Origin of the sequence: Mycobacterium sp. SMC-8 (genome assembly GCF_025263565.1) — a bacterium.
Classification (GTDB): domain Bacteria; phylum Actinomycetota; class Actinomycetes; order Mycobacteriales; family Mycobacteriaceae; genus Mycobacterium.
Map to the genome: position 1 here is coordinate 1,325,089 of NZ_CP079865.1, position 21,059 is coordinate 1,346,147.

The 21,059-nt window shown below is 67.9% G+C and carries 23 protein-coding genes and 2 pseudogenes; 8 read left to right on the top strand and 17 right to left on the bottom strand.

All coding sequences use genetic code 11. From position 1 onward, the window contains the following. The first annotated feature begins 13 nt into the window (after window positions 1-13). Window positions 14-2,533 (top strand): RNA helicase, encoded by a 2,520-nt coding sequence (locus KXD97_RS06580; protein WP_260755961.1) that lies wholly within the window; start codon window positions 14-16, stop codon window positions 2,531-2,533. Between the two features lie 135 nt (window positions 2,534-2,668). Then, window positions 2,669-2,812 (top strand): hypothetical protein, encoded by a 144-nt coding sequence (locus KXD97_RS06585; RefSeq protein WP_260755962.1) that lies wholly within the window; start codon window positions 2,669-2,671, stop codon window positions 2,810-2,812. 7 nt (window positions 2,813-2,819) lie between these two features. Here the strand turns inward: KXD97_RS06585 and KXD97_RS06590 are convergent, their stop codons facing one another. Further along, window positions 2,820-3,650, bottom strand: a complete 831-nt coding sequence (locus KXD97_RS06590; RefSeq protein ID WP_260757866.1) for an LLM class F420-dependent oxidoreductase — start codon at window positions 3,648-3,650, stop codon at window positions 2,820-2,822. 157 nt (window positions 3,651-3,807) lie between these two features. Here KXD97_RS06590 and KXD97_RS06595 point away from each other — a divergent pair, with 157 nt between their 5' ends. Continuing rightward, window positions 3,808-4,278, top strand: coding sequence for a hypothetical protein (locus tag KXD97_RS06595; RefSeq protein ID WP_260755963.1), 471 nt, complete (start codon window positions 3,808-3,810; stop codon window positions 4,276-4,278). Here KXD97_RS06595 and KXD97_RS06600 read toward each other — a convergent pair whose 3' ends face one another. Then, window positions 4,279-4,527, bottom strand: a complete 249-nt coding sequence (locus KXD97_RS06600) for a hypothetical protein (RefSeq protein WP_260755965.1) — start codon at window positions 4,525-4,527, stop codon at window positions 4,279-4,281. A gap of 105 nt (window positions 4,528-4,632) precedes the next feature. Between KXD97_RS06600 and KXD97_RS06605 the strand changes: the two genes are divergently transcribed. Next, window positions 4,633-4,761: a hypothetical protein gene (locus KXD97_RS06605; RefSeq protein ID WP_260755966.1), complete on the top strand. Its 129-nt coding sequence runs from the start codon at window positions 4,633-4,635 to the stop codon at window positions 4,759-4,761. Window positions 4,762-4,817: 56 nt separating this feature from the next. Here the strand turns inward: KXD97_RS06605 and KXD97_RS06610 are convergent, their stop codons facing one another. Next, entirely contained in the window at window positions 4,818-6,155 is a 1,338-nt protein-coding gene (locus KXD97_RS06610; RefSeq protein WP_260755967.1) for a hypothetical protein, read from the bottom strand. Between the two features lie 247 nt (window positions 6,156-6,402). Between KXD97_RS06610 and KXD97_RS06615 the strand changes: the two genes are divergently transcribed. Further along, complete coding sequence (locus KXD97_RS06615) at window positions 6,403-7,872, top strand: amidase (RefSeq protein WP_260755968.1); 1,470 nt, start codon at window positions 6,403-6,405, stop codon at window positions 7,870-7,872. Between the two features lies 1 nt (window position 7,873). On the opposite strand, the gene KXD97_RS06620 is transcribed toward KXD97_RS06615, so the two are convergent. Genes KXD97_RS06620 through KXD97_RS06640 form a run of 5 tightly spaced genes read right to left on the bottom strand, consistent with a single transcriptional unit; the run spans window position 7,874 to window position 10,766 of the window. Further along, entirely contained in the window at window positions 7,874-8,551 is a 678-nt protein-coding gene (locus KXD97_RS06620) for an energy-coupling factor ABC transporter permease (RefSeq protein WP_260755969.1), read from the bottom strand. 22 nt (window positions 8,552-8,573) lie between these two features. Further along, a complete protein-coding gene (locus KXD97_RS06625; RefSeq protein ID WP_260755970.1) occupies window positions 8,574-8,882 on the bottom strand; it encodes a nitrile hydratase accessory protein in 309 nt (102 codons plus the stop codon). Beyond that, complete coding sequence (gene nthA, locus KXD97_RS06630) at window positions 8,879-9,499, bottom strand: nitrile hydratase subunit alpha (protein WP_260755971.1); 621 nt, start codon at window positions 9,497-9,499, stop codon at window positions 8,879-8,881. Before nthA ends, KXD97_RS06625 begins: the two co-directional genes overlap by 4 nt. After that, complete coding sequence (nthB, locus tag KXD97_RS06635; RefSeq protein ID WP_260755972.1) at window positions 9,496-10,236, bottom strand: nitrile hydratase subunit beta; 741 nt, start codon at window positions 10,234-10,236, stop codon at window positions 9,496-9,498. The genes nthA and nthB overlap by 4 nt, the downstream gene beginning before the upstream one ends. Beyond that, window positions 10,233-10,766 (bottom strand): DUF1097 domain-containing protein, encoded by a 534-nt coding sequence (locus KXD97_RS06640; protein ID WP_260755973.1) that lies wholly within the window; start codon window positions 10,764-10,766, stop codon window positions 10,233-10,235. The genes nthB and KXD97_RS06640 overlap by 4 nt, the downstream gene beginning before the upstream one ends. Window positions 10,767-10,978: 212 nt before the next feature. On the opposite strand from KXD97_RS06640, the gene KXD97_RS06645 reads away from it, so the two are divergent. Then, on the top strand, window positions 10,979-11,914 hold the full coding sequence (locus tag KXD97_RS06645) for a GlxA family transcriptional regulator (protein WP_260755974.1): 936 nt from the start codon (window positions 10,979-10,981) through the stop codon (window positions 11,912-11,914). Between the two features lie 28 nt (window positions 11,915-11,942). Here KXD97_RS06645 and KXD97_RS06650 read toward each other — a convergent pair. Then, a pseudogene (locus KXD97_RS06650) lies at window positions 11,943-12,960 on the bottom strand (GlxA family transcriptional regulator). A gap of 123 nt (window positions 12,961-13,083) precedes the next feature. Then, window positions 13,084-13,719, bottom strand: a complete 636-nt coding sequence (locus KXD97_RS06655; RefSeq protein ID WP_260755975.1) for a heme oxygenase (biliverdin-producing) — start codon at window positions 13,717-13,719, stop codon at window positions 13,084-13,086. Between the two features lie 84 nt (window positions 13,720-13,803). Between KXD97_RS06655 and KXD97_RS06660 the strand changes: the two are divergent. Continuing rightward, window positions 13,804-14,433: pseudogene (locus tag KXD97_RS06660) on the top strand (TetR/AcrR family transcriptional regulator). Next, window positions 14,430-14,861, top strand: coding sequence for a hotdog fold domain-containing protein (locus tag KXD97_RS06665; protein WP_260755976.1), 432 nt, complete (start codon window positions 14,430-14,432; stop codon window positions 14,859-14,861). The pseudogene KXD97_RS06660 and the gene KXD97_RS06665 overlap by 4 nt, the downstream one beginning before the upstream one ends. Window positions 14,862-14,864: 3 nt before the next feature. On the opposite strand, the gene KXD97_RS06670 is transcribed toward KXD97_RS06665, so the two are convergent. The 7 genes from KXD97_RS06670 to KXD97_RS06700 form a co-directional block, all read right to left on the bottom strand. Further along, window positions 14,865-15,068 carry a zinc ribbon domain-containing protein gene (locus tag KXD97_RS06670; protein WP_260755977.1) on the bottom strand — a complete coding sequence of 68 codons (204 nt, stop codon included), beginning with the start codon at window positions 15,066-15,068 and terminating at the stop codon, window positions 14,865-14,867. A gap of 18 nt (window positions 15,069-15,086) precedes the next feature. Beyond that, window positions 15,087-15,920, bottom strand: a complete 834-nt coding sequence (locus KXD97_RS06675; protein WP_260755978.1) for a glycosyltransferase family 2 protein — start codon at window positions 15,918-15,920, stop codon at window positions 15,087-15,089. Then, a complete protein-coding gene (locus KXD97_RS06680) occupies window positions 15,917-16,810 on the bottom strand; it encodes a glycosyltransferase (protein ID WP_260755979.1) in 894 nt (297 codons plus the stop codon). The genes KXD97_RS06675 and KXD97_RS06680 overlap by 4 nt, the downstream gene beginning before the upstream one ends. Further along, window positions 16,764-18,002: a glycosyltransferase gene (locus KXD97_RS06685; RefSeq protein ID WP_260755980.1), complete on the bottom strand. Its 1,239-nt coding sequence runs from the start codon at window positions 18,000-18,002 to the stop codon at window positions 16,764-16,766. Before KXD97_RS06685 ends, KXD97_RS06680 begins: the two co-directional genes overlap by 47 nt. After that, the gene (locus KXD97_RS06690; protein ID WP_260755981.1) at window positions 17,999-19,066 is read right to left on the bottom strand and encodes a glycosyltransferase family 1 protein; all 1,068 of its coding nucleotides are present in this window, start codon (window positions 19,064-19,066) and stop codon (window positions 17,999-18,001) included. Before KXD97_RS06690 ends, KXD97_RS06685 begins: the two co-directional genes overlap by 4 nt. A 135-nt stretch (window positions 19,067-19,201) precedes the next feature. After that, the gene (locus tag KXD97_RS06695) at window positions 19,202-19,960 is read right to left on the bottom strand and encodes a class I SAM-dependent methyltransferase (RefSeq protein ID WP_260755982.1); all 759 of its coding nucleotides are present in this window, start codon (window positions 19,958-19,960) and stop codon (window positions 19,202-19,204) included. Beyond that, on the bottom strand, window positions 19,957-20,937 hold the full coding sequence (locus tag KXD97_RS06700) for a methylenetetrahydrofolate reductase (protein WP_260755983.1): 981 nt from the start codon (window positions 20,935-20,937) through the stop codon (window positions 19,957-19,959). The genes KXD97_RS06695 and KXD97_RS06700 overlap by 4 nt, the downstream gene beginning before the upstream one ends. Window positions 20,938-21,059: the final 122 nt, after the last annotated feature.

A 21,059-nucleotide genomic window follows, 5' to 3' on the forward strand; every position in this document is an offset into this window, starting at 1 on the left:
AGGCTGGACCCCGATGTCCGCGCTGATCGAAGACCTGTCCGCCCTGCGTGCCCTCGGCGACGACGCCGACGCCTTGTTCACCACGTTCTCCGCGTGGGCCGAGACCAATGGCACCGCGCTGTACCCGGCGCAAGAGGAGGCACTGATCGAGCTGGTCAGCGGCGCCAACGTGATCCTGGCCACCCCGACCGGGTCGGGCAAGTCACTGGTCGCGACGGGTGCGATCTACGCGGCCCTGGGCGCCGGCCGGCGCAGCTACTACACCGCCCCGATCAAGGCGCTGGTCAGTGAGAAGTTCTTCGCGCTGTGCGACGTGTTCGGGGCGGCCAATGTCGGCATGCTGACCGGCGACGCCGCGGTCAACGCGGACGCGCCGATCATCGCGTGCACCGCGGAGATCCTGGCCAACATCGCGCTACGTGAGGGACCCGACGCCGATATCGGGTTGTGCGTGATGGACGAGTTCCATTTCTACGGCGATCTCGACCGCGGCTGGGCGTGGCAGGTGCCGCTGCTGGAGCTGCCGCGCGCGCAGTTCCTGCTGATGTCGGCGACGCTCGGTGACGTGACGTACCTGCGGGAGGATCTCACCCGGCGCACCGGGCGGACGACCGCGCTGGTCGCCAACGCGCAACGCCCGGTCCCGCTGTACTTCTCCTATGCGACCACCCCTATGCACGAGACGATCCAGGAACTCGTCGACACCAAGCAGTCCCCGATCTACGTCGTGCACTTCACCCAGGCCTCGGCGCTGGAACGGGCGCAGGCGTTGATGAGCGTGAACGTCAGCACCAAAGCCGAGAAGGCCGCGATCGCCGACATGATCGGTGCGTTCCGTTTCTCCTCGGCGTTCGGGTCCACGCTGTCGCGGCTGGTCCGGCACGGCATCGGGGTGCATCACGCCGGCATGCTGCCCAAGTACCGGCGCCTCGTCGAGCAGTTGGCGCAGGCCGGACTGCTCAAGGTCATCTGCGGCACCGACACTCTCGGCGTCGGGATCAACGTCCCGATCCGCACGGTGGTGTTCTCGGCACTGTCCAAGTACGACGGCACCCGCACGCGGCTGCTCAACGCCCGCGAGTTCCACCAGATCGCCGGTCGCGCGGGCCGGGCCGGATTCGACACCGCGGGCACCGTCGTGGTGCAAGCGCCCGATCACGAGGTGGAGAACCTCAAACAGTTCGCCAAAGTGGCCGACGACCCGAAGAAACGCCGGAAACTGGTGCGTCGCAAGGCACCCGAGGGCATGGTGCCGTGGAGCGAGGCGACGATGAAGCGGCTGGTCGACGCCGCGCCGGAACCGTTGACCAGCCACATGCGGGTGACTACGGCGATGATCCTCGACGTGGTGGACCGCCCCGGCAATCCGTTCGAGGCGATGCGCCGGCTGCTCACCGACAACCACGAACCGCGCAACCGGCAGCTGCGCCTGATCCGGGAAGCTGTCGGGATCGCGCGCTCGCTGATCCAGGCCGGCGTCGTGGAGCGGCTCGCCGAACCGGAACCCGACGGGAGGCGATACCGGCTCACCGTCGACCTGCCTCCCGACTTCGCACTCAATCAGCCGCTCTCGACATTCGCGCTGGCCGCGATCGGCCTGCTCGACGCGAACGCGGAAAGCTATGCCCGGGACGTCGTTTCAGTGATCGAGGCGACGCTGGAGGATCCCCGGCAGATCCTGGCCGCGCAGCTGAACAAGGCCAGAGGTGTAGCGGTCGCGCAGATGAAGGCTGACGGCATCGAATACGACGAGCGGATCGAACTGCTCGATGACGTCACCTACCCCAAGCCGCTGGCCGAGCTGCTGGAGCACGCGTACGAGGTGTACCTGCAGAGCAATCCGTGGGCCGCCGACGGGAAGCTGTCGCCGAAGTCGGTCGTGCGGGAGATGTGGGAGCGGGCCTTCACCTTCCGCGAGTACGTCAGCGTGTACGGGCTGACCCGTTCCGAGGGCGCGGTACTGCGCTATCTGTCCGATGCGTTCAAGGCCCTGCGGTCGGGCGTGCCGGCGGCGGCGCGCACAGAGGAGCTGACCGATATCGTCGAGTGGCTCGGTGAGCTTGTGCGCCAGGTCGATTCGAGTCTGCTCGACGAGTGGGAACAGCTCACGAGGCCGGATCAAAGGATGGACGCCCCGGTGGCGGTGCCGGCGCGCCCACGACCGCTGACCGCCAACGAGCGGGCGTTCACCGCGATGATCCGCAACGCACTGTTCCGCCGGGTCGAGCTGTTCGCCCGCGAGCGCTGGGACGAGCTCGGAGCCCTCGACGCGGGGTCCGGGTGGACCGCGGCGCGCTGGCAGGACGTCGGGGACGAGTACTTCGACGAGCACGACGACGTCGGAACCGGCCCCGACGCGCGCGGGCCGGCGCTGCTCATCTTCGACCGGCAGCGCGACGTGTGGCGGGTGCGGCAGATCCTCGACGATCCGGCCGGGGATCACGACTGGGGTATCGAGGTCGAGGTGGACCTCGAGGCGTCCGACGACGAGGGTGCGGTGGTGCTTCGGGTGCTGGACGCCGGACGGCTGTGACGGCCGTCTCTGTACCCGAAATCACAGGTCAGCGGTTTGATTAACGTGCCCGTAACACGGACCATGGGAGATGTCCGGCCGACGGGCGATCCTCGTTGCCCGGACCCCCAATCACAAGAATCAGGAGCCCCCGCCATGTCTCTCGCGCAGTACCGTGCCGCCCGCCAGATCGCTCGTGATCGGCGGCGCCTCTACGCACGGATTGCGTCGATGCCGCATTCGGCGGTCCGCGACGAGCTGGTCGCGGTCGCGCAGCGGTACGAGACGATCGAGCGCTGAGCGGGCCTCAGCCCCGGTAGCGGGCCACCTGCTCGGCATACTCGTCGAGCAGCCTCAGCGACTCGTCGCGCGACGTGGTCGGGAGCAGCAATCGCAGCTCGCTGAAGCCCAGTTCCTCTGTGGCACGCCAGTACTCGGGATCGACCGGGGTGCCGAACGTCGACAACGGCACCTCGTGCCGGGCACCTTCGCGAAGCTGGTCGATGCGCTTCTTCAGCCGCTCGACCGGCAGCGGGTTGGCGATCCAGCCGGCCTCGTGTCTGATGATCCGTTTGACGGTCGCGTCGGAGTCGCCGCCGATCAGGATGGGCGGGTGCGGCTTGCGCACCGGCTTGGGTCGCATGTAGGACGCGTCGAAGTTGACATACCTGCCGTGGTATTCGGCAGGGTCGGCAGTCCACAAGACTTTGATGGCCTCAATCCGTTCGTCCAGCAGCGCGCCTCGCGTCTTCGGGTCGGTGCCGTGGTGACGCAGCTCCTCGATGTTCCAGCCCGCGCCGACGCCGAACACGAAGCGGCCGTGGGACAGGACGTCAAGACTGGCCCCTTCCTTGGCCGTCGTGATCGGGTCTCGCTGGATGAGCAGGGCTATCGCGGTGACCAGCTCGATGGTGGAGGTGACGGCGGCCGCGGCCGCCAAGGTGACGAACGGATCCAGGGTCCGGTAGTACACCGCCGGCAGCTCGCCGCCCCCCGGGTACGGCGACTCCCGGCTGGCCGGAATGTGGGTGTGCTCGGCGACCGCCAGTGACGTGAAGCCTCGGTCCTCCACCGCGCGGGCAAGGGACACCGCGTCGATGGTGTCGTCGTTGACGAACGTCGAGATACCGAATCGCAGCGCAGCCATCCCTCGAGGCTATGCCTGTCGGCCAAACATGTCGTGGCCGGATTGATATCGAAGTTTGCCTCATTGGTCACATGGGTAACATCAGTCACAGCGCTGTGACGTCAGCGCTCTTCACAACATCAGAGAAAGAAACGAATGGATCATCGACATGAATACCGTCCTGTACTTCAGCGCCAGCGGCGCCGTGTATGAAACCCGCGCCTACACGAAAGCCGACATCGACAAGCTCATCCAGGATCAGGGTCTGCACTGCTTGACCAGCGCCGACAACCAGTTCGACTTCTGGTTCAGCCCGGCCGCCCGCGGCTGCCAACGCCGCGCCAACCAGATCGCCACCGAACTGCTGATGGCGACCACCGATTTCACCGCCAAGACCGTCCCGCTGTTGCGCGGCAGCGTGGTCGTGGCCACGCATGACGCCGAGGGAGACCTCGACGGCCTCAGCTGGCAACAGCTTGATGCCCTCGCCGAGCTCAATCGGTCGATCTCCGCGCGCGACGAACGGTTGCTGCAGCGCCGGATCGTGCGTGATGAGCGCCGACAGCGCCGTGCCGCCGAGGCTGCGCAGCCGGCGTTCGTGAGCTGCTCGCGTCCCCGCACATCGGTCCGCCTCGGCTGATCACCGGCCGGGACCGTACAGGCCGGGCAGCAACTCCGGATCGCCCGGTGTCCAGGTATTCGCGAACTGGGACCGGTTACCCAGCGCCGCGGCGCGGTCGACGACGGCGTTGCCAAGTTCCACTTGCGCCGGTTCCCAGGCCTTCAGCGCCCTGACAATGTCGTCACATTTGCCGAGGTGTTCGTAGAGCGCCCCCGCGTCGGCGGCGGCCGTCGGTGCCGACGGTTTTCGCGCAACGTGGCGCGCCATCCGATATACCCTCGCATACTCGTGCTGCAGATCCGGGTACAGGCGACGACGCCGCAGGTTCTCGAGCCGGATTAGCGGCGGCAACCGTGGGGTATGTGGGTCGGCATGACATCTTCGGAAGAAAACGTAACGTCCGAGTCGGCCAAGGAACCCGACGTGCTGGCGCCTGCGACTCCGGGTGCCGAGGCCCTGCCCCTTCCCGAGGACGAGGTCGACAAGCCTTCGGAGGGCTGACGAGTAGACGGAACCGGCCCCCTGCCCGAGGCAGGGGGCCGGCTCGTGTCAGCACCTCACTCGTCGCCGGAGCCCGACTCGGACTCCGCACCCTCGACCTCCGCACCCTCGACCTCGCCGCCGGTGACGTCATCGTCCCCGCCGGCCTCGGAATCGGTGGCGGCCTGGCCGGCGTCCTCGACCCCCGTCGTATCGTCGTCCTCGACCACCTCGGCGTCCTCGTCCTCGACCACCTCGGTGGGCTCCCCGGCCTCCGGGGTCACCTCGGGTTCGGTGGCGGGAACCTCGGCCTCGACCGCGCTGTCCACGGTATCCGTGGCAGGTTCGGCCTCGGTGCCGGTCCCGTCCTCGTCGCCGGTCGAGACCAGGTTGACCTCGGTGCCGTCGACATCGAACGTGAACGTCGCGGCCTGGGCCGGCGTCGGGTCCGGCGCAGAAGCCGCCGCGGGCACCGGTTCCGGCTTCTTCAGCGCCGCCGCGATCGTCTGGGGCAGCTTGACGAACAGTGCGTCGAGGGTGCCGCCGGCCGAGAACAGACCGGGGAAGTTCTCCGGGCTGTAAATCGGGTCGCCGTTCTCGTCGTGGCCGAAGTAGGGCTTGTAGCCGTTGAGGAATGCACCGGTGATCAGACCGGGGGCGTTGACCAGCGCGGTGAAAGCATCCTTGAGGTTGCCCTCCTTGATCGACGCGAACACGGTGTCGGCGACGTTCATCGCGGCGAAGAACGCGGTGATCGGCGGGGACATCAAGCCCTTGGAGATCGTGACGATGTTGCCGCGGGTGATCAGCGAGTCGTACACGCGGCCGACCGCGTCGAACATCGCCTTCGGGATGGTCAGGATCGACGTCAGCGGGAACGCCACGTTCTCCAACAGAACCAGGCCCCACGTGTTGAGCTCGACCAGCGCCTCGGTGAACTGCCCCTGGCCGAGGAACTCGGCCGCGGCCTGCAGCCGGACCGGCAGGTTGGTCAGTGAACGCTGCACACCCTCGGCGGTACCGACGAGACCGGTGCCGCGGCGGGTGCCGGCCTGCTCGGCCGTCATACCCCAGATCGTCTTGAGGTGGCCGAGCTGGTTCTCGCCGATCTGGTTCAGGATCGGGAACGGGGTGTTCCACAGCGACGAACCGATGGCGCCGATCTGCGTGAACGTGGTGGTGATGGTGTTCTGCCAGACCAGCAGCGGGTTCTCCAGCACCGGGTTGGCGGTCAGCGCAACGGCGGCCTGCCGGATCTCCGGCGCCGACGGCAGCGGCGCCACGGGGTTCACCGCAATGGCGCCGGCAGCAACCACCGCGGCGCCACTCACCACGAACTTGTTTACTCGCGAAGCCGACTTGGCGGCCCTCGGCTGGGCCCCGACGCCGAACCCGACCGGAAGTGCTTGTTGCACGGATACTCCTTTTGAACTGGTCATCGCCCCCCTTGGGCGCGCTCGAAACTTAGCTGAGGGTTCCCTAAGAAGCAATAGGGTTGGCTAACTTCAATTAGCTTCTCTCGATAATTGGCTTTGCTGACCCAGCCAAACGCTCAGCAAACTCAATGCTCAAACATCCGAGTGGCTTTCCCGCGGATTTTGCGCGGCGGTCAAAAAGCTGCGGCGCGGGCGTCAGCAAAGCAGGGGACGCTACGGTCGAGTCGTGGATTTTGATGAATACCGCGCCCAGGACGCGACCGGCCTGGCTCAGCTGGTGGCCGACAGACAGGTGAGCGCCGACGAGTTGATGGCCGTCGCGCGCGCCCGCGCTGCCGAGGTGAACCCGCGGATCAACGCGATCGTGCGCGACGTGGCGGCCGACCCCGCCACGGCGGCCCCCGGCCCGTTCGCCGGCGTGCCGTTCCTGATCAAGGACCTTGCGCAGGACTACGCAGGCGTGCCCAGTTCACGCGGGTCCCGCGCGCTGATGTCGACGCCGGCGCGCGAGCACGCGACGATCGTGCAGCGCTGGATCGACGCCGGCCTGGTCATCTTCGGTAAAACCAACACCCCGGAATTCGGCGCCAAGGGAATCACCGAACCCGTCGCATGGGGTCCGGCGCGCAATCCATGGGACCGCAGCCGCACCCCGGGCGGGTCCTCGGGCGGTTCCGCTGCCGCCGTCGCTGCGGGGATCGTGCCGTGCGCGGGCGCGAACGACGGTGGCGGATCGATCCGTATCCCGGCGGCCTGCTGCGGATTGGTCGGCTTGAAGCCGAGTCGCGGGCTGACGCCGATGGGGCCGGAGACCGGCGAGTCGATGCACGGATCGGCGGTGCAGGGGGTCGTGTCGCGCACCGTCCGCGACACCGCCGCGATGCTCGATGTCATCAGCGGCGGCGAACCCTGGGGCCCGTTCGCACCCGCAATCCCGAACGCGCCCTTCGCTTCCTGCGTCGGACAAGATCCCGGCCGGCTGCACATCGGGGTACGGGTCCCGACGGCGATCACGCCTTCACCGCACCGTGAGGCGTTCGCCGCGGTTGAGGCGACCGTGCGCACGCTGACCGAACTCGGGCACCACGTCGAGGAGCTACCGCAGGCCCCGTTCGACGACGCAGCACTGGCCCGCGATTTTCTCCTGACCTGGTTCGTCTACACCGCTTGGGAATTGGAGGATGCGAAGCGGCTCACCGGCGCCGGAGACGACGCTTTCGAGCGGGATACCCTGATCCTGGCCGCGATCGGTCGCGCCACCAGCAGCGTCGACTACGTCGACGCGGTGCAGCGCCGCCACGAGCACACCCGGCGTCTGACCGCCTACTTCGAGTCGTACGACCTGCTGCTGACTCCGACGCTGGCCACTCCCCCGCCGACCATTGGTGAGTTCGACCTGCCGGTGGTGTTGCAGAAAGCCTCGGACGTGTTGCTCAAAACGCGCACCGCGAGCCTGCTGCGCTTCACCAAGCTCGTCGACGACATCGTCGACAAGAACCTCGGCTGGGTGCCGTACACCCAGTTGGCGAATATCACCGGCCGCCCGGCGATTTCGCTGCCGTTGCACTGGACCGCAGACGGCCTGCCGTTCGGTGTGCAGTTCGTCGCACCGCTTGACGGTGAGTCACTGCTGATCCGGCTGGCGGCCCAGCTGGAGCGGGCGACGCCGTGGATCGACCGGGTGCCACCGGTGTGAATCACGCCGGGTTGAACAGCCGCGGCTCCAGCCATGCACCGTTCTTGAGCCGCTCCAGGGACTTCGCGCCGGCCAGCACACCGAGGTCGGCGAGTGGTTCGACGATGATCACCAGCAGGTAGGCGGCCCCGAAGATCGCCACACTGCTGACCGCTTCGGCCGTGAAGCCCTCCCCGTAGAGCGCCCAGAACGCCACCCAGGACACGATGCCGGCCTGGTAGGTGGCCGAAAGCGCAAGGGCTTGGCGGTATTTGAGGTCGACGTAGCGGGTGTCGGGTGCGATCGTCCTGCCCGCCACGTACTGGAGCGCGAACAGCGGAACCAACAGCGTGGTGAGGTTCATGCCGTATTGCGGAAGGTCGAACGGGGCGAAGGCCATGCCCTGTATGAGGAGGCCGAGCGAGAGCCCGAACGCCGCCGGCGCCGCGCCGAACAGCAGAAAAAGCGTGGAACCCAGGATCAGGTGCACCTCGGACACCCCCACCGGGTAGTGCGGGAGAACCTGGAAGAACACGAGTGTCAGCGCGGTGGTCGCCGCTGCGCCCAGCATCAAAGACCCTGCGCCGCGGTCTTTGACGTGCTTGCCCATCGCGGTCAGCGCATAGGCGCCGACGCCGGCCGCTGTGGCGTAGCTGAGGACGATCTTCGCGCCTTCGACGATTCCTGGCTCGATGTGCATCGCTGTGCCTTTCGTGGGGAGTTCAATGGTGGTCGTCGGAGACCGCGTGGTCACCGTCGTCGGTAGCAAGGGGTTTGGTGAGCAGCTCTCGCTGTTGCACAACGTCTTCCAGCGCGGTGACCCAGTGGTCGTAGTACTGCCATTCGCCGCGGTCGGTCTCCGCGGACGCCTCCCACGCACCGATCGTGTCGATCAGGCTCTGCTGGAAGTCACTCCACGGGTAGTGCCCGAACTCCGACAGCGCCAGGGCCAGCCCGAAGGCTCGGCGCTGCCAGTCGTGGTCGAAGGACGGGGCAGCCTGATCGGTGGTGCAGGTGCTGTGCAGTTTCATACCGGCTGCCCCGCGAGCGCCACGCCCATCATCGACTCGGTGGTGACCAGCTCCATCAGTTCGTCATCCGTCAGATCTTCGGTGCGCGAGGGCCTTTCGGGGATGACGAACCACCGGGAATGACCGCTGGAGTCCCACACCTTGATCTCGGTGTCGTCCGGCAGAGCCACCCCGACCTCGGCGAGCACTGTGCGCGGTTCGCGCGCGGCACGGGCGCGGAACACCGGATCTTTGTACCAGTAGGGCGGCAGCCCCAGCACCGGCCACGGGAAGCACGAGCACAGCGTGCAGATCACCAGGTTGTGCACTCCCGGCCCGTTCGCCACGGCCTGCAGGTGTTCGCCTTCGGCGCCGGCCATCCCCTCGGGCAGATCGAGTTCGGCCAGTGCGGCCGGGGTGTCGATCACCACCCGCGCGGCGAAATCCGGATCCGTCCACGCCTTCACGACGATCTTCTTTCCGTTCAGCGGTGTCATCTCGGATTCGAAGTAGGACAACACCTTCTCCACGGTCTGGCTGGTGATGACACCCTTCTCGATCAGCAGTCGCTCCAGCGCCGCGACGCGGTCGGCGCTGGACTTCTCCCGGTCGGCCGGGTAGGCGAACTGGTCGGTCATTGAGAATCCTCCTCGACAGGTTGCAGGTATGCCTCGAAAAGTTCGGCGTACAGGGTGTTGGCGCCCGGCTCCGCACGCGGACCCCACAACTCGTCGGGGGCGAACTCGACGATGTAGATCGGCATCGGATCACCGATACCGTCCCCGGTGTGGACGAAGTAGCCGTAGTCGCCCTCGAAGATTCGTCGCACAGTGCCGGTGCGGGACCGCAGATAGCCGGGCAGCCGGGTGTGCGCCCCCGCAGGAACGTCGGTGATGCGCACCTGCTGACCGACGCCGAACCGCGGGTGCGCCACGTCGCGGCGCGGGCTGTCGCCGCGACGCAGGTAGTCGATCACCTGGTCGTCGATCGCCTGCCCCGACGGGTCTTCGGCCTGAGTGCCGGCTGCGCCGAGGGACTCGAGGAGCTCGTCCTCGGTCACGTAACCCCTGTCGATGAAGAACTGCGTGATGCCGCCGAGCCACTTCTCGTAGTAGCGGAACTTGAAGTAGTCGAACGGATTCATCGCTTCCGCACCGGTCCGCAGGTCGGCCCACGTCCATTCGTCGCGGAACGCGGTCGGCACGTCGGCGATCGGATACTCCGGCAATGCCGACCCCAGATGATTGCTCAAACCCATCATCGCGACGTGGATGCCGAAGATCCGCTTCTCCCAGTCCTCGACGAAAACCCGCTTCTCCAGATTCAGCGGTTGGGGCAGCCCTTCGAGACCCCCCAGATGATGCTGCAGTTTCACGCCGTCGCACCTTCCGTGTCGGGGCGCCCGGCCGCAGCCGTCGGCGCCGTTCTTGTCATCACCGCGGCGAGGTATTCGGAGACGATTCCGAAGGTCGCCCCCAGCACGCAGGCAGATGCGGCCACCAGGCCGGGATGCGAGATGCTCGTGGCGGTGACCAACTGCCCGGTCCCCGCCACGGTCGACACCGTGGAGGCGAACCCCACCACCACGGCGGGCGTGGTGGACAACAGCCCCACCCAGGACGCCTGCACCATCAGCGCGCTGCCCACCCCGACGGCGATCGCGGTGACCGCCAGACTTCCGCCGAGAAGATGGGCGGCAAAGAGGCTCCCGCAGGCGATGGCGACACCGACCAGGTTGCTCGCCACCGACCGCACCCAACCCGCCGGCCCGCCGCCGACGAAGAAGAACGACGCCCATGCCAGGAACACCACCCAGATGGGGACGGTGACCACCATCGCGGTGAACGCCACCGCCAGCCCGCCGAGCACCCCGATGCTCAGCGTCAGCGCAGACCGTGAATCCATAGAGTTCCACCTCGCTTGATCGACCGGACCCGAATAACGTTGAGCGGACCGTGTTTCGGCGACGTAAAGTCACCATTGCCACCGGTGTCCGACATGGACGTGGTTTGTGCGGAACAGGACACGGGCAACAGCCGACCGACCGACCCGGACACAAGGTGGACAAATCCGGACATCGCACCACGTGTGGTCCCCGTACCGGCGACGCTGACGCGATGAACATCCCCGCCGACACCCGGTCACGGCATATCGCCGTTCTGGTCTTCGACGGTGTCCGCACACTCGACCTGACCGGGCCGCTGGAAGTCTTCGACGTCGCCCAGGTGCTGGGCTGCCGTTATTCGGTCAGGCTGTACTCGACCTCGGGTACCGCCGCCATCCGGTGCGGCTCGGGACTGTCGATTCACGCGGCGACGTCGCCGCTGCCACCCGACGTCGACACGGTGCTGGTTCCGGGCGGGGACTGCCTGGTCACGGGCGGTGTGCCCGCACACCTGGATCAAGCCGTCCGCTCGCTCGCGCCGGCGGCGCGGCGGATCGCATCGATCTGCGCGGGGTCGTTCGCGCTGGGGGCGGCGGGAGTGCTCGACGGTCGCCGCGCGACCACTCACTGGCGGCATCTGGAAGTGTTCGCCGCCCGGCATCCGTCGACGGCGATCGAACGGGACTCGGTGTACACCCGTGACGGCAACGTCTGGACGTCCGCCGGCGGCACCGCCGCGATCGACCTGGCGCTGGCACTGGTCGCCGACGACTTCGGCAACGCTGTGGCGCAAGACATCTGCAAAGAGATGGTGCTGCTGGGCAGGCGGTTGGAGGGCCATCCGCAGATCTCGGCTGCCGCGCGCACCGCGCGGCCGAAGCACCCCGGACTTGATCGGCTGATGGCCACGATCGTCGTCGATCCCGCCGGGCACTACGAACTCGACGTCGTGGCAGCGCAACTCGGTCTGAGCCCGCGTCACCTCGCCCGGCTCTTCAAAGCCCAGGTCGGGGTGACGCTGCGGGAGTACGTGGACGGAATCCGATTGGAGAACGCGGTCGGGCTGGTGCTCGCGGGCGAGTCGTTTCATGCCGCGGCCCGGCGTAGTGGATTACGCTCCGGGGCCCGCGTCCGCGATCACCTGGTCGCTCGCCGGACACCGGCGTGACGCCATCGCGGCACACCGGCTTCCGGCCCTACCCGTCGATACCTGTGGTGCGGAACCGATTTCGGTACGTGCTGGGCGAGATTCCCAGATTTCGGCGAAACGTGCGCCGCAACGTGTCCGGTGTCCCGAACCCGGTGCGCCGTGCCACCGCGTCCTGCCCTTTGTCGCTCGTGGCAAGAAGTACTTTGGCGGCCTCCAGCCGCGCCTGCTCGACGAACCTCGCCGGTGTCATCCCGACCTGTTCGCGGAACATCCGCACCAGATGGCGCTCGCTTACCGCGGCGCGGGCGGCCATGGCGGCAATCGAGTGATCGGCGCCGGGGTCGGCGATCACCGAGTCCACGACACCTCGCAGACCCCCCGTCACCGGCAGCGCCGATTCCGCCCAGACGCTGAACTGCGCCTGCCCACCCGGCCGTTGCAGGAAGACCACCATCCAGCGCGCGACGCGTCGCGCGACCGTCGGACCGAAGTCACTCTCCACGAGGGCGAGCGCGAGATCGATGCCGGCGGTGATCCCGGCACCGGTGATAAACGGTCCGTCCTTGGACGAACAGGGAATCCGGGTCGACCTTCACTTTCGGATACGTGCGGGCCAGCGTCTGGCAGTGCGCCCAGTGCGTGGTCGCCCGGCGGTTGTCGAGCAACCCCAGAGCGGCCAGCACGAAGGCCCCGGTACACACCGATGCGATGCGACGCGACCGGGGCGCGAGTTCGCGAACCATCATCAACGCGTCCGGAACCGAATCCGGTGTCGGTTCTTCCGGGATGTCGTGCAGGCCGGGGGTGAAGGAGAAACCGGCGGGCACGCCTCCGGGAACGAGCAAGGTGTCGATCGATTCGGGCGCCCGGGCCAGGGGCACATCGGTGTTCAGCTGCGCATAGGCCGTCGTGCCGACGGCGCCCCCGGTCGGCGACACCAGCAGCACCCGGTACCGGGCGCCGAAATCGTTGGCCCTGGCGAAGATCTCCAGAGGTGCCGCGACGTCCTGCAGCGTCACCTTGTCGTAGAGCGCGAACACCACTGTTCGGGAACCGTCTGCCACCACGCAGTCGCCCTTCCCTGACCCCGCTGTGCGTGGCGCCACTGTAACGGGCTTCTGTTACCACCGGGTTGCGGCGCCGTCTCAGTCGATGATCGCGGGCATGCTGTCCTCGCTTGAGCACCGCTACCGCGCGGAGGCCAGCTCGTCGAACACCGCCTGATTCAGCGCGAACGCGGTCTTGACCTCGGCCACCACCCGTCCGATGTCAGCGGCGTCCAGACTGAGGCCGTCCAGGCGCTCCCGGTAGTGATCCTTGTACGGCTTGACCCGGAAACCGAAGCGGTAGAACGCCAACCCGTTTCCGTCGAGACCGAACTCGCGGTCGAGGATTCGGGCCATCGCCTGCCCACCGGACAAATCGCCCAGATAGCGGGTGTAATGGTGGGCCACCAGCGCGCCACCCCAGGACTGGCCGCTGATCCTCTCCCGATAGCGTTGCACCGCAGCTGAATCCACGGTTCGATCGGCGCCCGGCGCCCAGTGGTCCAGATCGGCGTCCAGGGCCGCCACCCGTTCCAGCGCGGGGTCGTACACCGCCGCGACCAACGGGTCGTCGCGATGTGCCCGCACAGCGTTCTCCAGTGCGTCGTAGATCCCGCGCAACCGCACCAAATACTGCGCATAGCCGTGCCGGCCGATCCCCCCGGACAGCAGGTCGCTCAGAAACGGCGACCGTTCGGCGGCGTCGTGCTCGGCCGCCGAACCTTCTCTGATCGCCGTCGACAGCGGCCGCAAGGTTTCAGCGGTGCTCGGCCGCATGCAGGGTCTCCAGAGGATCGGGTGGCTTTCGTCTCAGCCTAACGGCGGATCAAAACAGAGCACGCGCTCTGTTATGGTGTTCGGGTGCCCAGACCCCGCGTCATCGACCTGGACCACCTGATGGACACGGCTGAGCAGCTGGCCGCCGACGCGGGGCCGCGCGCGGTGACGATCAGGGCGTTGTCGCAGCGCACCTCGATTTCGAACGGTGCGATCTATCACGCATTCGGATCCCGCGGCGGTCTTTAAGGTCACGTCTGGTTACGTGCGGCTCGGCGGTACCTGCAGGAGCAGCGGAGGGCTGTCGCGGGGGCGCTCGCCGACGGTGATGTGCAGGCCGCGGTGGTCGCCGCCGCCGAATGTCCGGCCACATTCCTGGAAAGCCACCCGTCCTCGGCGCTGTACCTGCTCGCTCTGCCCCGCCATGAGCTGCTCGGCGCCCGCGACGTTGCTGCCGAACTCGCGGCCGATCTCCGCGCTCTCGACGGCGACCTGGGGGCGCTCATCGTCGAGCTCGCCGAGAGCATGTGGGGCCGCCGTGACCGGCACGCAATCGCGGCGATCCGGGCCTGCGTGGTCGATCTGCCGACCGCGTTGCTGCTGCGCGTGCAGCATCCGCCGGACCCCGGGACACGCGACCGGCTCACCGCCGCGGTCCGCGCAGTCCTCGCACTCACACCCCCGGCACCCAAGTCCAGGAAGGAACCGACATGAGGACAGGTCCCGCGCTGCGCACCAATCTCCGAATCTGGAACACGCTGCAGAAGATTCCGTTCGGCACGTGGATGTTCAGTCAGGCGGTATGCCTGAAGGCCCCCTACTTCCGCTCCGTGCATCCCGCCGTCGAGGAACTCCGGGTGGGCTACTGCCGCGCGACCGCACGTAACCGCCGCGGCGCGCACAACCACCTCGGCACCTTCCACGCCATCGCGTCGTGCAACATGGCCGAGCTCGCGGGCGCGTTGATGACCGACGCCACCATCCCGCCGACCGACGTCACCGCCATCGCGCATCTGGAATCGATTCCTGAGTTCGGCTCCGAGGCAACCAAACTCGTCGTTCCAGTGGATATCACCGATGCGGCCGGCACGGTGTGTGTCGCCGCCCGGATCACAATGCGGATCTCTCCGCGTCGCAGCTAGCCCTCAGGCCGCCACCGCGGTGCCGCAGATACCGCAGACCTCGAACACGCGCCGCTTCCATCGCGCCACCGGGATGAAGAACAGCGTGAGTTGTTTGAACTCCCGCATGCGGTTCCACTGGCTGGTGTTGTGACAGCGCGGACAGGTCCGCACCTGTCCGGCGCCGAGGTAGGCCTGTTTGGTGCCGTACCCGAAGAAGAGCAACATGCCGTCAGCCTCCTGAACTCATACGCTGATCACCGTCTTATGCGGCGCACCGCCAGGATCCCGGCTGATCAGTCCCTGTTCGGCGAAGGCATCCAGCCATCCGCCCATCGGCCAGGTACCCCATCGGCGGTGATAGATGTGTGCGTTGCGCACGATGTCGTCGAGGTGCCGCACCGGCGGGTTCTCGACCGGGTGGTGCTGGTGGAAAGCGTGCGCCCCGCCCACCCAGCACATCGGCACGCCCCTGGCTGCGGCACACTGCCCGAAGTCGGTGTCCTCACCACCGTAGCCCACGTACTCCTCGCAGAAGCCGCCGATCCGATCCCAGGTCCCTGCGCGTACGGCGAACGACAGCGACCAGAACAACGCGTAATCCGTTGTCGGAAGCACAGTTCCGTCGGGAGGTGACGGTCGGGCGGCGTGCGGTCGCCGGTGGTCGTCCAGTGTCGCCAGGTCATACCCGGCGGGTCCGGCCGGGGGCAGGTAGGTGACCGGACCGCACAGCAGCGCGTCCCTGTGCTCGGCCCGCCGAGCCGCTGCCCGGTAACGGCCGGTCAGCACGGCCGACGGGATGCAGTCGACGTCGAGGAAGATCAACAGTTCGGCTCCTCGGTCGAGGGCGCTTCGGGCGCCGGCGTTCCGCGCCCGCGCCAGCGGCAGCGGTGCCGCCGCAGGGCATGAGACGACATAGCCGGGGTGCCGTTCAGACTCCGCGACCGCGACCACGTCGGGGTCACCGAGCGCCACCACGACGTGGTCGTCGACGGGCTCGGTGCTGCACTGCAGACCCCGTATCTGGGCGCGCAGGTGCCGGTGCCGTCCGTGCACGATCGTGATCACCGCTGTCTTCATCGCCGGGCCGCCTTTCCACGGCACCGGACCGCGGTCGACTCGATCGCCGCGGCGGCCCGCGCTGCCGCTCCGTGCACCTGCCATTGCCTCCACCGCTGCGGGTCGGTGGTGCGTGCCCGTTGCAGCACGGCGGGCCAGTCGTCATCGGATGGCCACCGCGGTGCGGTGACAGCCAGACCGTATCGGCTCAGCACCGACGCGGTCATGTGCTGCTCGTCGAAGGGCCGAGGCTGCGGGATGACGACCGCAGGTCGGCGGGCCGCCGCGATGTCGGCGACACTGTTCTGGCCGGCGTGACTGACCACGACGTCGGCGTCGCACAGGTAAGGCCACGGGTCGTCGGTCCAGATTCCGGACGCGCCACCGAGGGCGGTACAGGTGACGTCCTGCACGCACGCCCGGGCGGCGCCGAACCCGTCGGCAGCGCCGCCGAGCAGCAGCACGTGCAGGTCGCGCCGGTCACTGGACCGTGTCGGCATCGGTCGGTTCTCGAAGCGGCTGACGCCACCGACGTAACTGGTCTTGTGCTCGTGCGGTTTCAGCCAGTGCGGGGTGTTCAGACCGGCGGGCCAGGCGGCCAGGATGTGGTCGGCCATCTGGTGCACGACGACATGCGGCGGATCGGTCCGGTCCCCGGGCAGTGCGACGATGACGGTCGGAATCCCCAACAGCCGCAGGAACATCGCCACCTCGACCGACACATCAACCACGCACAACTCGGGCCGCGCGTCAGCGACCCACTGTGCCAGCGCCTGCATGCGCGCCCCGAAGCCGCTGTCGTAGTAGGGCGCCCAGTGCAGCGCCCCGTGCGCCGTCGGTTCCGAGACGTGTTCGGCCACGTCGTCACGCGGAAGCCTGACGACCGAGGAGAACGGATGCTGTTGCGGCACAGTCGCCGAGGTCAATGCCGTCACGGGTCTGCGCAGATGCGAGGTGATGCTGACGGCCCGGGCGAGGTGGCCGTACCCGTGATGGTGGATGTAGTAGCCGATCATCGGTGTCGTCACCCCTGGGAGAGATCATCTGTCGATAGATTGCGAGGTGGGCCCGCACCATTGCCGCGGCAGAGCAGCGGCGCACGGCGTGCTCGTGCACCTGCCGTCGGGGCAGCCGCGCGGCCACCGGGATCGCCGCGGCCAGCGCCTCGATGTCGTCGGGAGCTACCAGGCAGCCCGACTGGGGTGTCACCAGTTCGGGGATCCCGCCCCGCGCGAAGGCGACGACCGGTGTGCCGCAGGACATCGCTTCGGCGACCACGAGCCCGTACGGTTCGTCCCACGTCGGAGTCACCAGTGCGACCGAGGCGGCTCCCACCAGGCGGGCCAGGTGCTGCTGGGTGAGATGGCCGGCATACCGGACGGCTTGACCCAGGTGCGGTTCGACGGCATCGGCGAAATACGCGGGATCGGAGATCGGCCCTGCCAGCATGAGATTGCCACCGGCAAGCCGGGCGGCATCGATAGCCAGGCGCGGAGCCTTTTCCGGCGTGATACGCCCGAACCAGACGGCGTGCTGCCCGCCCGGTCCCAGCGGCCACCGCCGGGCGTCGATTCCGTTGGGCACCACAGTGAACGGGACGCCGGCGGGCGCCCAGGCAGTGGCGGTGTGTTCGGAGACGGCGGCGAAGCGGGTACCCCGGCCGCCGGTGGCCTGGACGGCCGACTCCAGCCACGGCGTCGGCGGGGTGTGCACCGTGGTCAGCATCGGTGTGGACAGCGTGGGCGCCATCGCCACGGGCAGATAGTGCAGGCTGTGATTGTGGATGACGTCGAAGCTCTCGGCGTGTCTGCCTGCCAGGCCCAACATCAGCGCCAGGTAGGCATGGTGGTCGTCCATGAACTCCTCGGCGGGCATGGAGACGTCCGACCGTGCCGCATCGGAGAGTTTCAGCTCGCGCACCGTCAGCGACGCGCAGCCCGGGGCGGGGTCTGAGCCGGGGGCGGCGAACAGTGAGACCCGTTGTCCCTGGTCGGCCAGCGCTCGGGCCAGGTGCCAGACATGCGCTTCCAGGCCGCCGGCGAACGGCTGGCTGACGGGGTGGCGGGACGATGCGATCAGCGCGATCCGCAGCGGGCGCATCATTTCAGTGCCTTCTCGTAGAGGGTCCTGTGCGCGCCGGTCAACTGCGCCCGTTCGGCGGACCGCTCCCTCCAGGTGGCCCGGGGGGCCGGCGTGCCGCTGCGCCAGCGCTCATGAGCCGTCTGCACGGCCATCTCCAGGGACGCCACATCGAACTCGGTTTCGGTCAACGTGAAGACACCACACGGCTGCTGCTCGGCATAGAACCCGCAGCTCGGTGCGATCACGGCGGTGCCCAGGTCGAAACAGGCTTCCAGCCAACCTGAATGCGTTCCGAATCGGTAGGGCAACACCGACACCGACAGTCCGGAAAGGTAGTCCCACAGTTGCGCATCCGAGAAGTAGGGGTGCACACACACCTCGACATGCTCAAGCCGGTCGAAGGCCAGCACCGCTTTCCCGAATCGTGCTGCGTACCAATGGCTGCCAGGTTCGAAGACCTCATCGTGAATGTTGATGCGCAACAGCGCGTCCGGCAGAGTATCGGTGATCTCGGTCAGCGCGTGCAGCACCGGCAGCGGATCCATGTTGGCGCGCAAGCTCTTGACGTGGACCCCGACCACGAAGCGGTCCTGCTCCTTTCGGGTGGCCTCGATGTGCGGCCGCTCCAAGACATGGGGATGCGCAAGCACGTGAGCGGTGCGGTCCCATCGGCGCCGAATCTCCTGGGCGGCACCGGGTGTCAGGGTGATGATTGTTTCCGCCGCGGCGACCAGCACGTTCTGCTGCAGCCGGTGCGCCTCGGGCTCACGGTGGTGCGGGTTACGCAGATCGTGGATGGTGTACACCAACGGCTTGCCGTGGAACTTCAGTTCCTGCATCACCTCGGACAGCACCTCCGCACCCACGGCATCGAACCCGAAGTGGACGTGGAACACGTCGAAGCGGTCATGGTTGGCGGTGACCCAACCGGGTTCCAGCATCAGCGGAGGCCACCACCCGCCCGGCACCTTGCGTCCGTCGGTGGGCACCGGATCGAACAGCCGGACCACCTCGTCTCCACCTGCCGGGTCGGCCAGATGTCGTACATATACATGGGAGGCCGGCACTGAAGCCACACGCAGCAACGATCGTCTCCTCACCCGGAATGTGAATGCGTTGGGAACGCACGATGTCCCTGCGTACTGAAGAACTCGGCCCAGCCGATTTACCCGGCGGCTAGGGCGCCAAACATGACGGTTCGTTCATACTCGGGCGCGACGTCACGCGTGACGCACGCTCATCACCACGCCGACCACCAGTCCGTCGCCGAGCAGCGTGCCCATCTGGTCGGACTGCTGCTCGGAGAGCTGCCAGGTGCGTGTTCTCGCGTGCCGGCGGCGGAGTTCCTCGTCCACCGTGTCGACGCACTGTTCCCACGCGTGCGGTATGGCGGGCAGGTCGGCGGTGCAGAGCTCGGCGTCGACGCGTAATCCGGCCGCGCTCAGCAGTTTCGGCAACGAGTCCCTGGTCGGGAAGTTGTTGCCGTCGGGTTGCTGGTCGGCGTCGAGGTCCTGCTGGGCGACGAACACGAGCAGGCCGATCCGGCCCGGTGGCCGGACCACGCGGCGCAGTTCGGTGAGCACGCCGAGTTGGTCGGAGGTGGTGCACAACACCCCGAGGCACCAGGCGGCATCGAACGCGTTGTCGGGGAAGGGAAGCGCACCTGCGGTGGCCTGTACCACCGGGTACGGGAACAATGTGCGGGCCGCCCGGCATGCGCCGGCCTGCGGTTCCACCAGGACCGGCGACACCGGCGTGCGGTCCGCGGCGTAGGCGGCGGGACCCCCGACACCGGCCCCGCAGTCGAGCAACACCTCACCTGGTCGCAGCTGCAACCGGTCGACCAGCCAGTCCAGCGCCGCGGGGTTTCCGCTCCCACGACAGCCGGCCGGAATGTGGTACTCCGGGCCGAGATCACGTGCCAGTTCGGCGGTCCATTCGGCCACAGTGTCGAACTCCGCCTCCATCGCCTCGCTCATGACCCCAACCTTTCCGCGCGAATACGTTCCCCGACTTCGGCTTTGATGCGGGCGCCGACCTTGGTCCCGCCGGCCGACGCCAGTCCGGAGATGTTGACCCCGGCCACGCCGTCGATGGCCAGCAGCGCCCGCGCCTCGGCGACGGCGGCCTCGATGCCCGCGTCGACCGGGTCCGCCGCGTTCAACACGGCGGTGACCACCTCCGGGTCAAGGGCCAATCCCGGAAGTCCCTGCAGGACGGCCGCGGACACCTCGTCGGTGAACACCGCCACCGCCGCCAGAACCGGAATGCTCAGTCCCGCAGCATGTGCCGCCGCCATGAACCCGGCGACCGAAGCCGGCGACGACACGTGGTTCAGGACGGCGATCCGGGCGCCCGCGTGCTGCTTGTGCACCAGTCGGCGGGGGCGTCCCGCGATCGGCGGCGCGGTGATGGTCTCCGGCACCGCGGCGGTCACTCCCAGCGACGCGGCCAACTCGACCAGCCGCGGCCCGTCGAGGTCGAAGGTCTGGGTGACATCGGGGCGCACGTCGTAGCCGCGCCCGTCGCCGGTCACACACAGCACCGTCTGCACGCCGATCAGCGACAGCCCCCGCACCTCCTGCTCCAGCACCACCCGGTTGCGGTCCCGGCAGGACAGCGTGATCCACGGGGTCACACCGGCGTCCAGCAGCAGTCGCCCCATCAGGGTGGGCGGGAAGTCGGGCCGGTTCTGGTGTTCGCCGACCAGGACGGCATCGCAGGACGGCGCCAACGCCGCCGCGGTCGCCGCGACATCGGGGGGATCGAAGGGGGCGCAGGTGAAATCCGTCAGGATCAGCGGGGCCGTGGCCGGTTCACGCGGGGCCGGCGCGTCGGCCGGCCATGGCACGACGTCGGGAAAAGCGCAGGGGCCGGGGCGCATTTCACACTCGCCGCCGGGCCGTACGCCTCCGCACGGCCCGAATGTCATCCGCTTGGGACAGCCCTCGTCCATGCATCACCCCCGATCGGCCTACAGTTCAGCTGCGGGGGTTCCCCTCCGCACCGCGGATTAGTCCTCGCGATCCCGGCGGGTGAGGCGCATTGCGCAGCAGCCCGCCGGTCTTCTCGTTCATC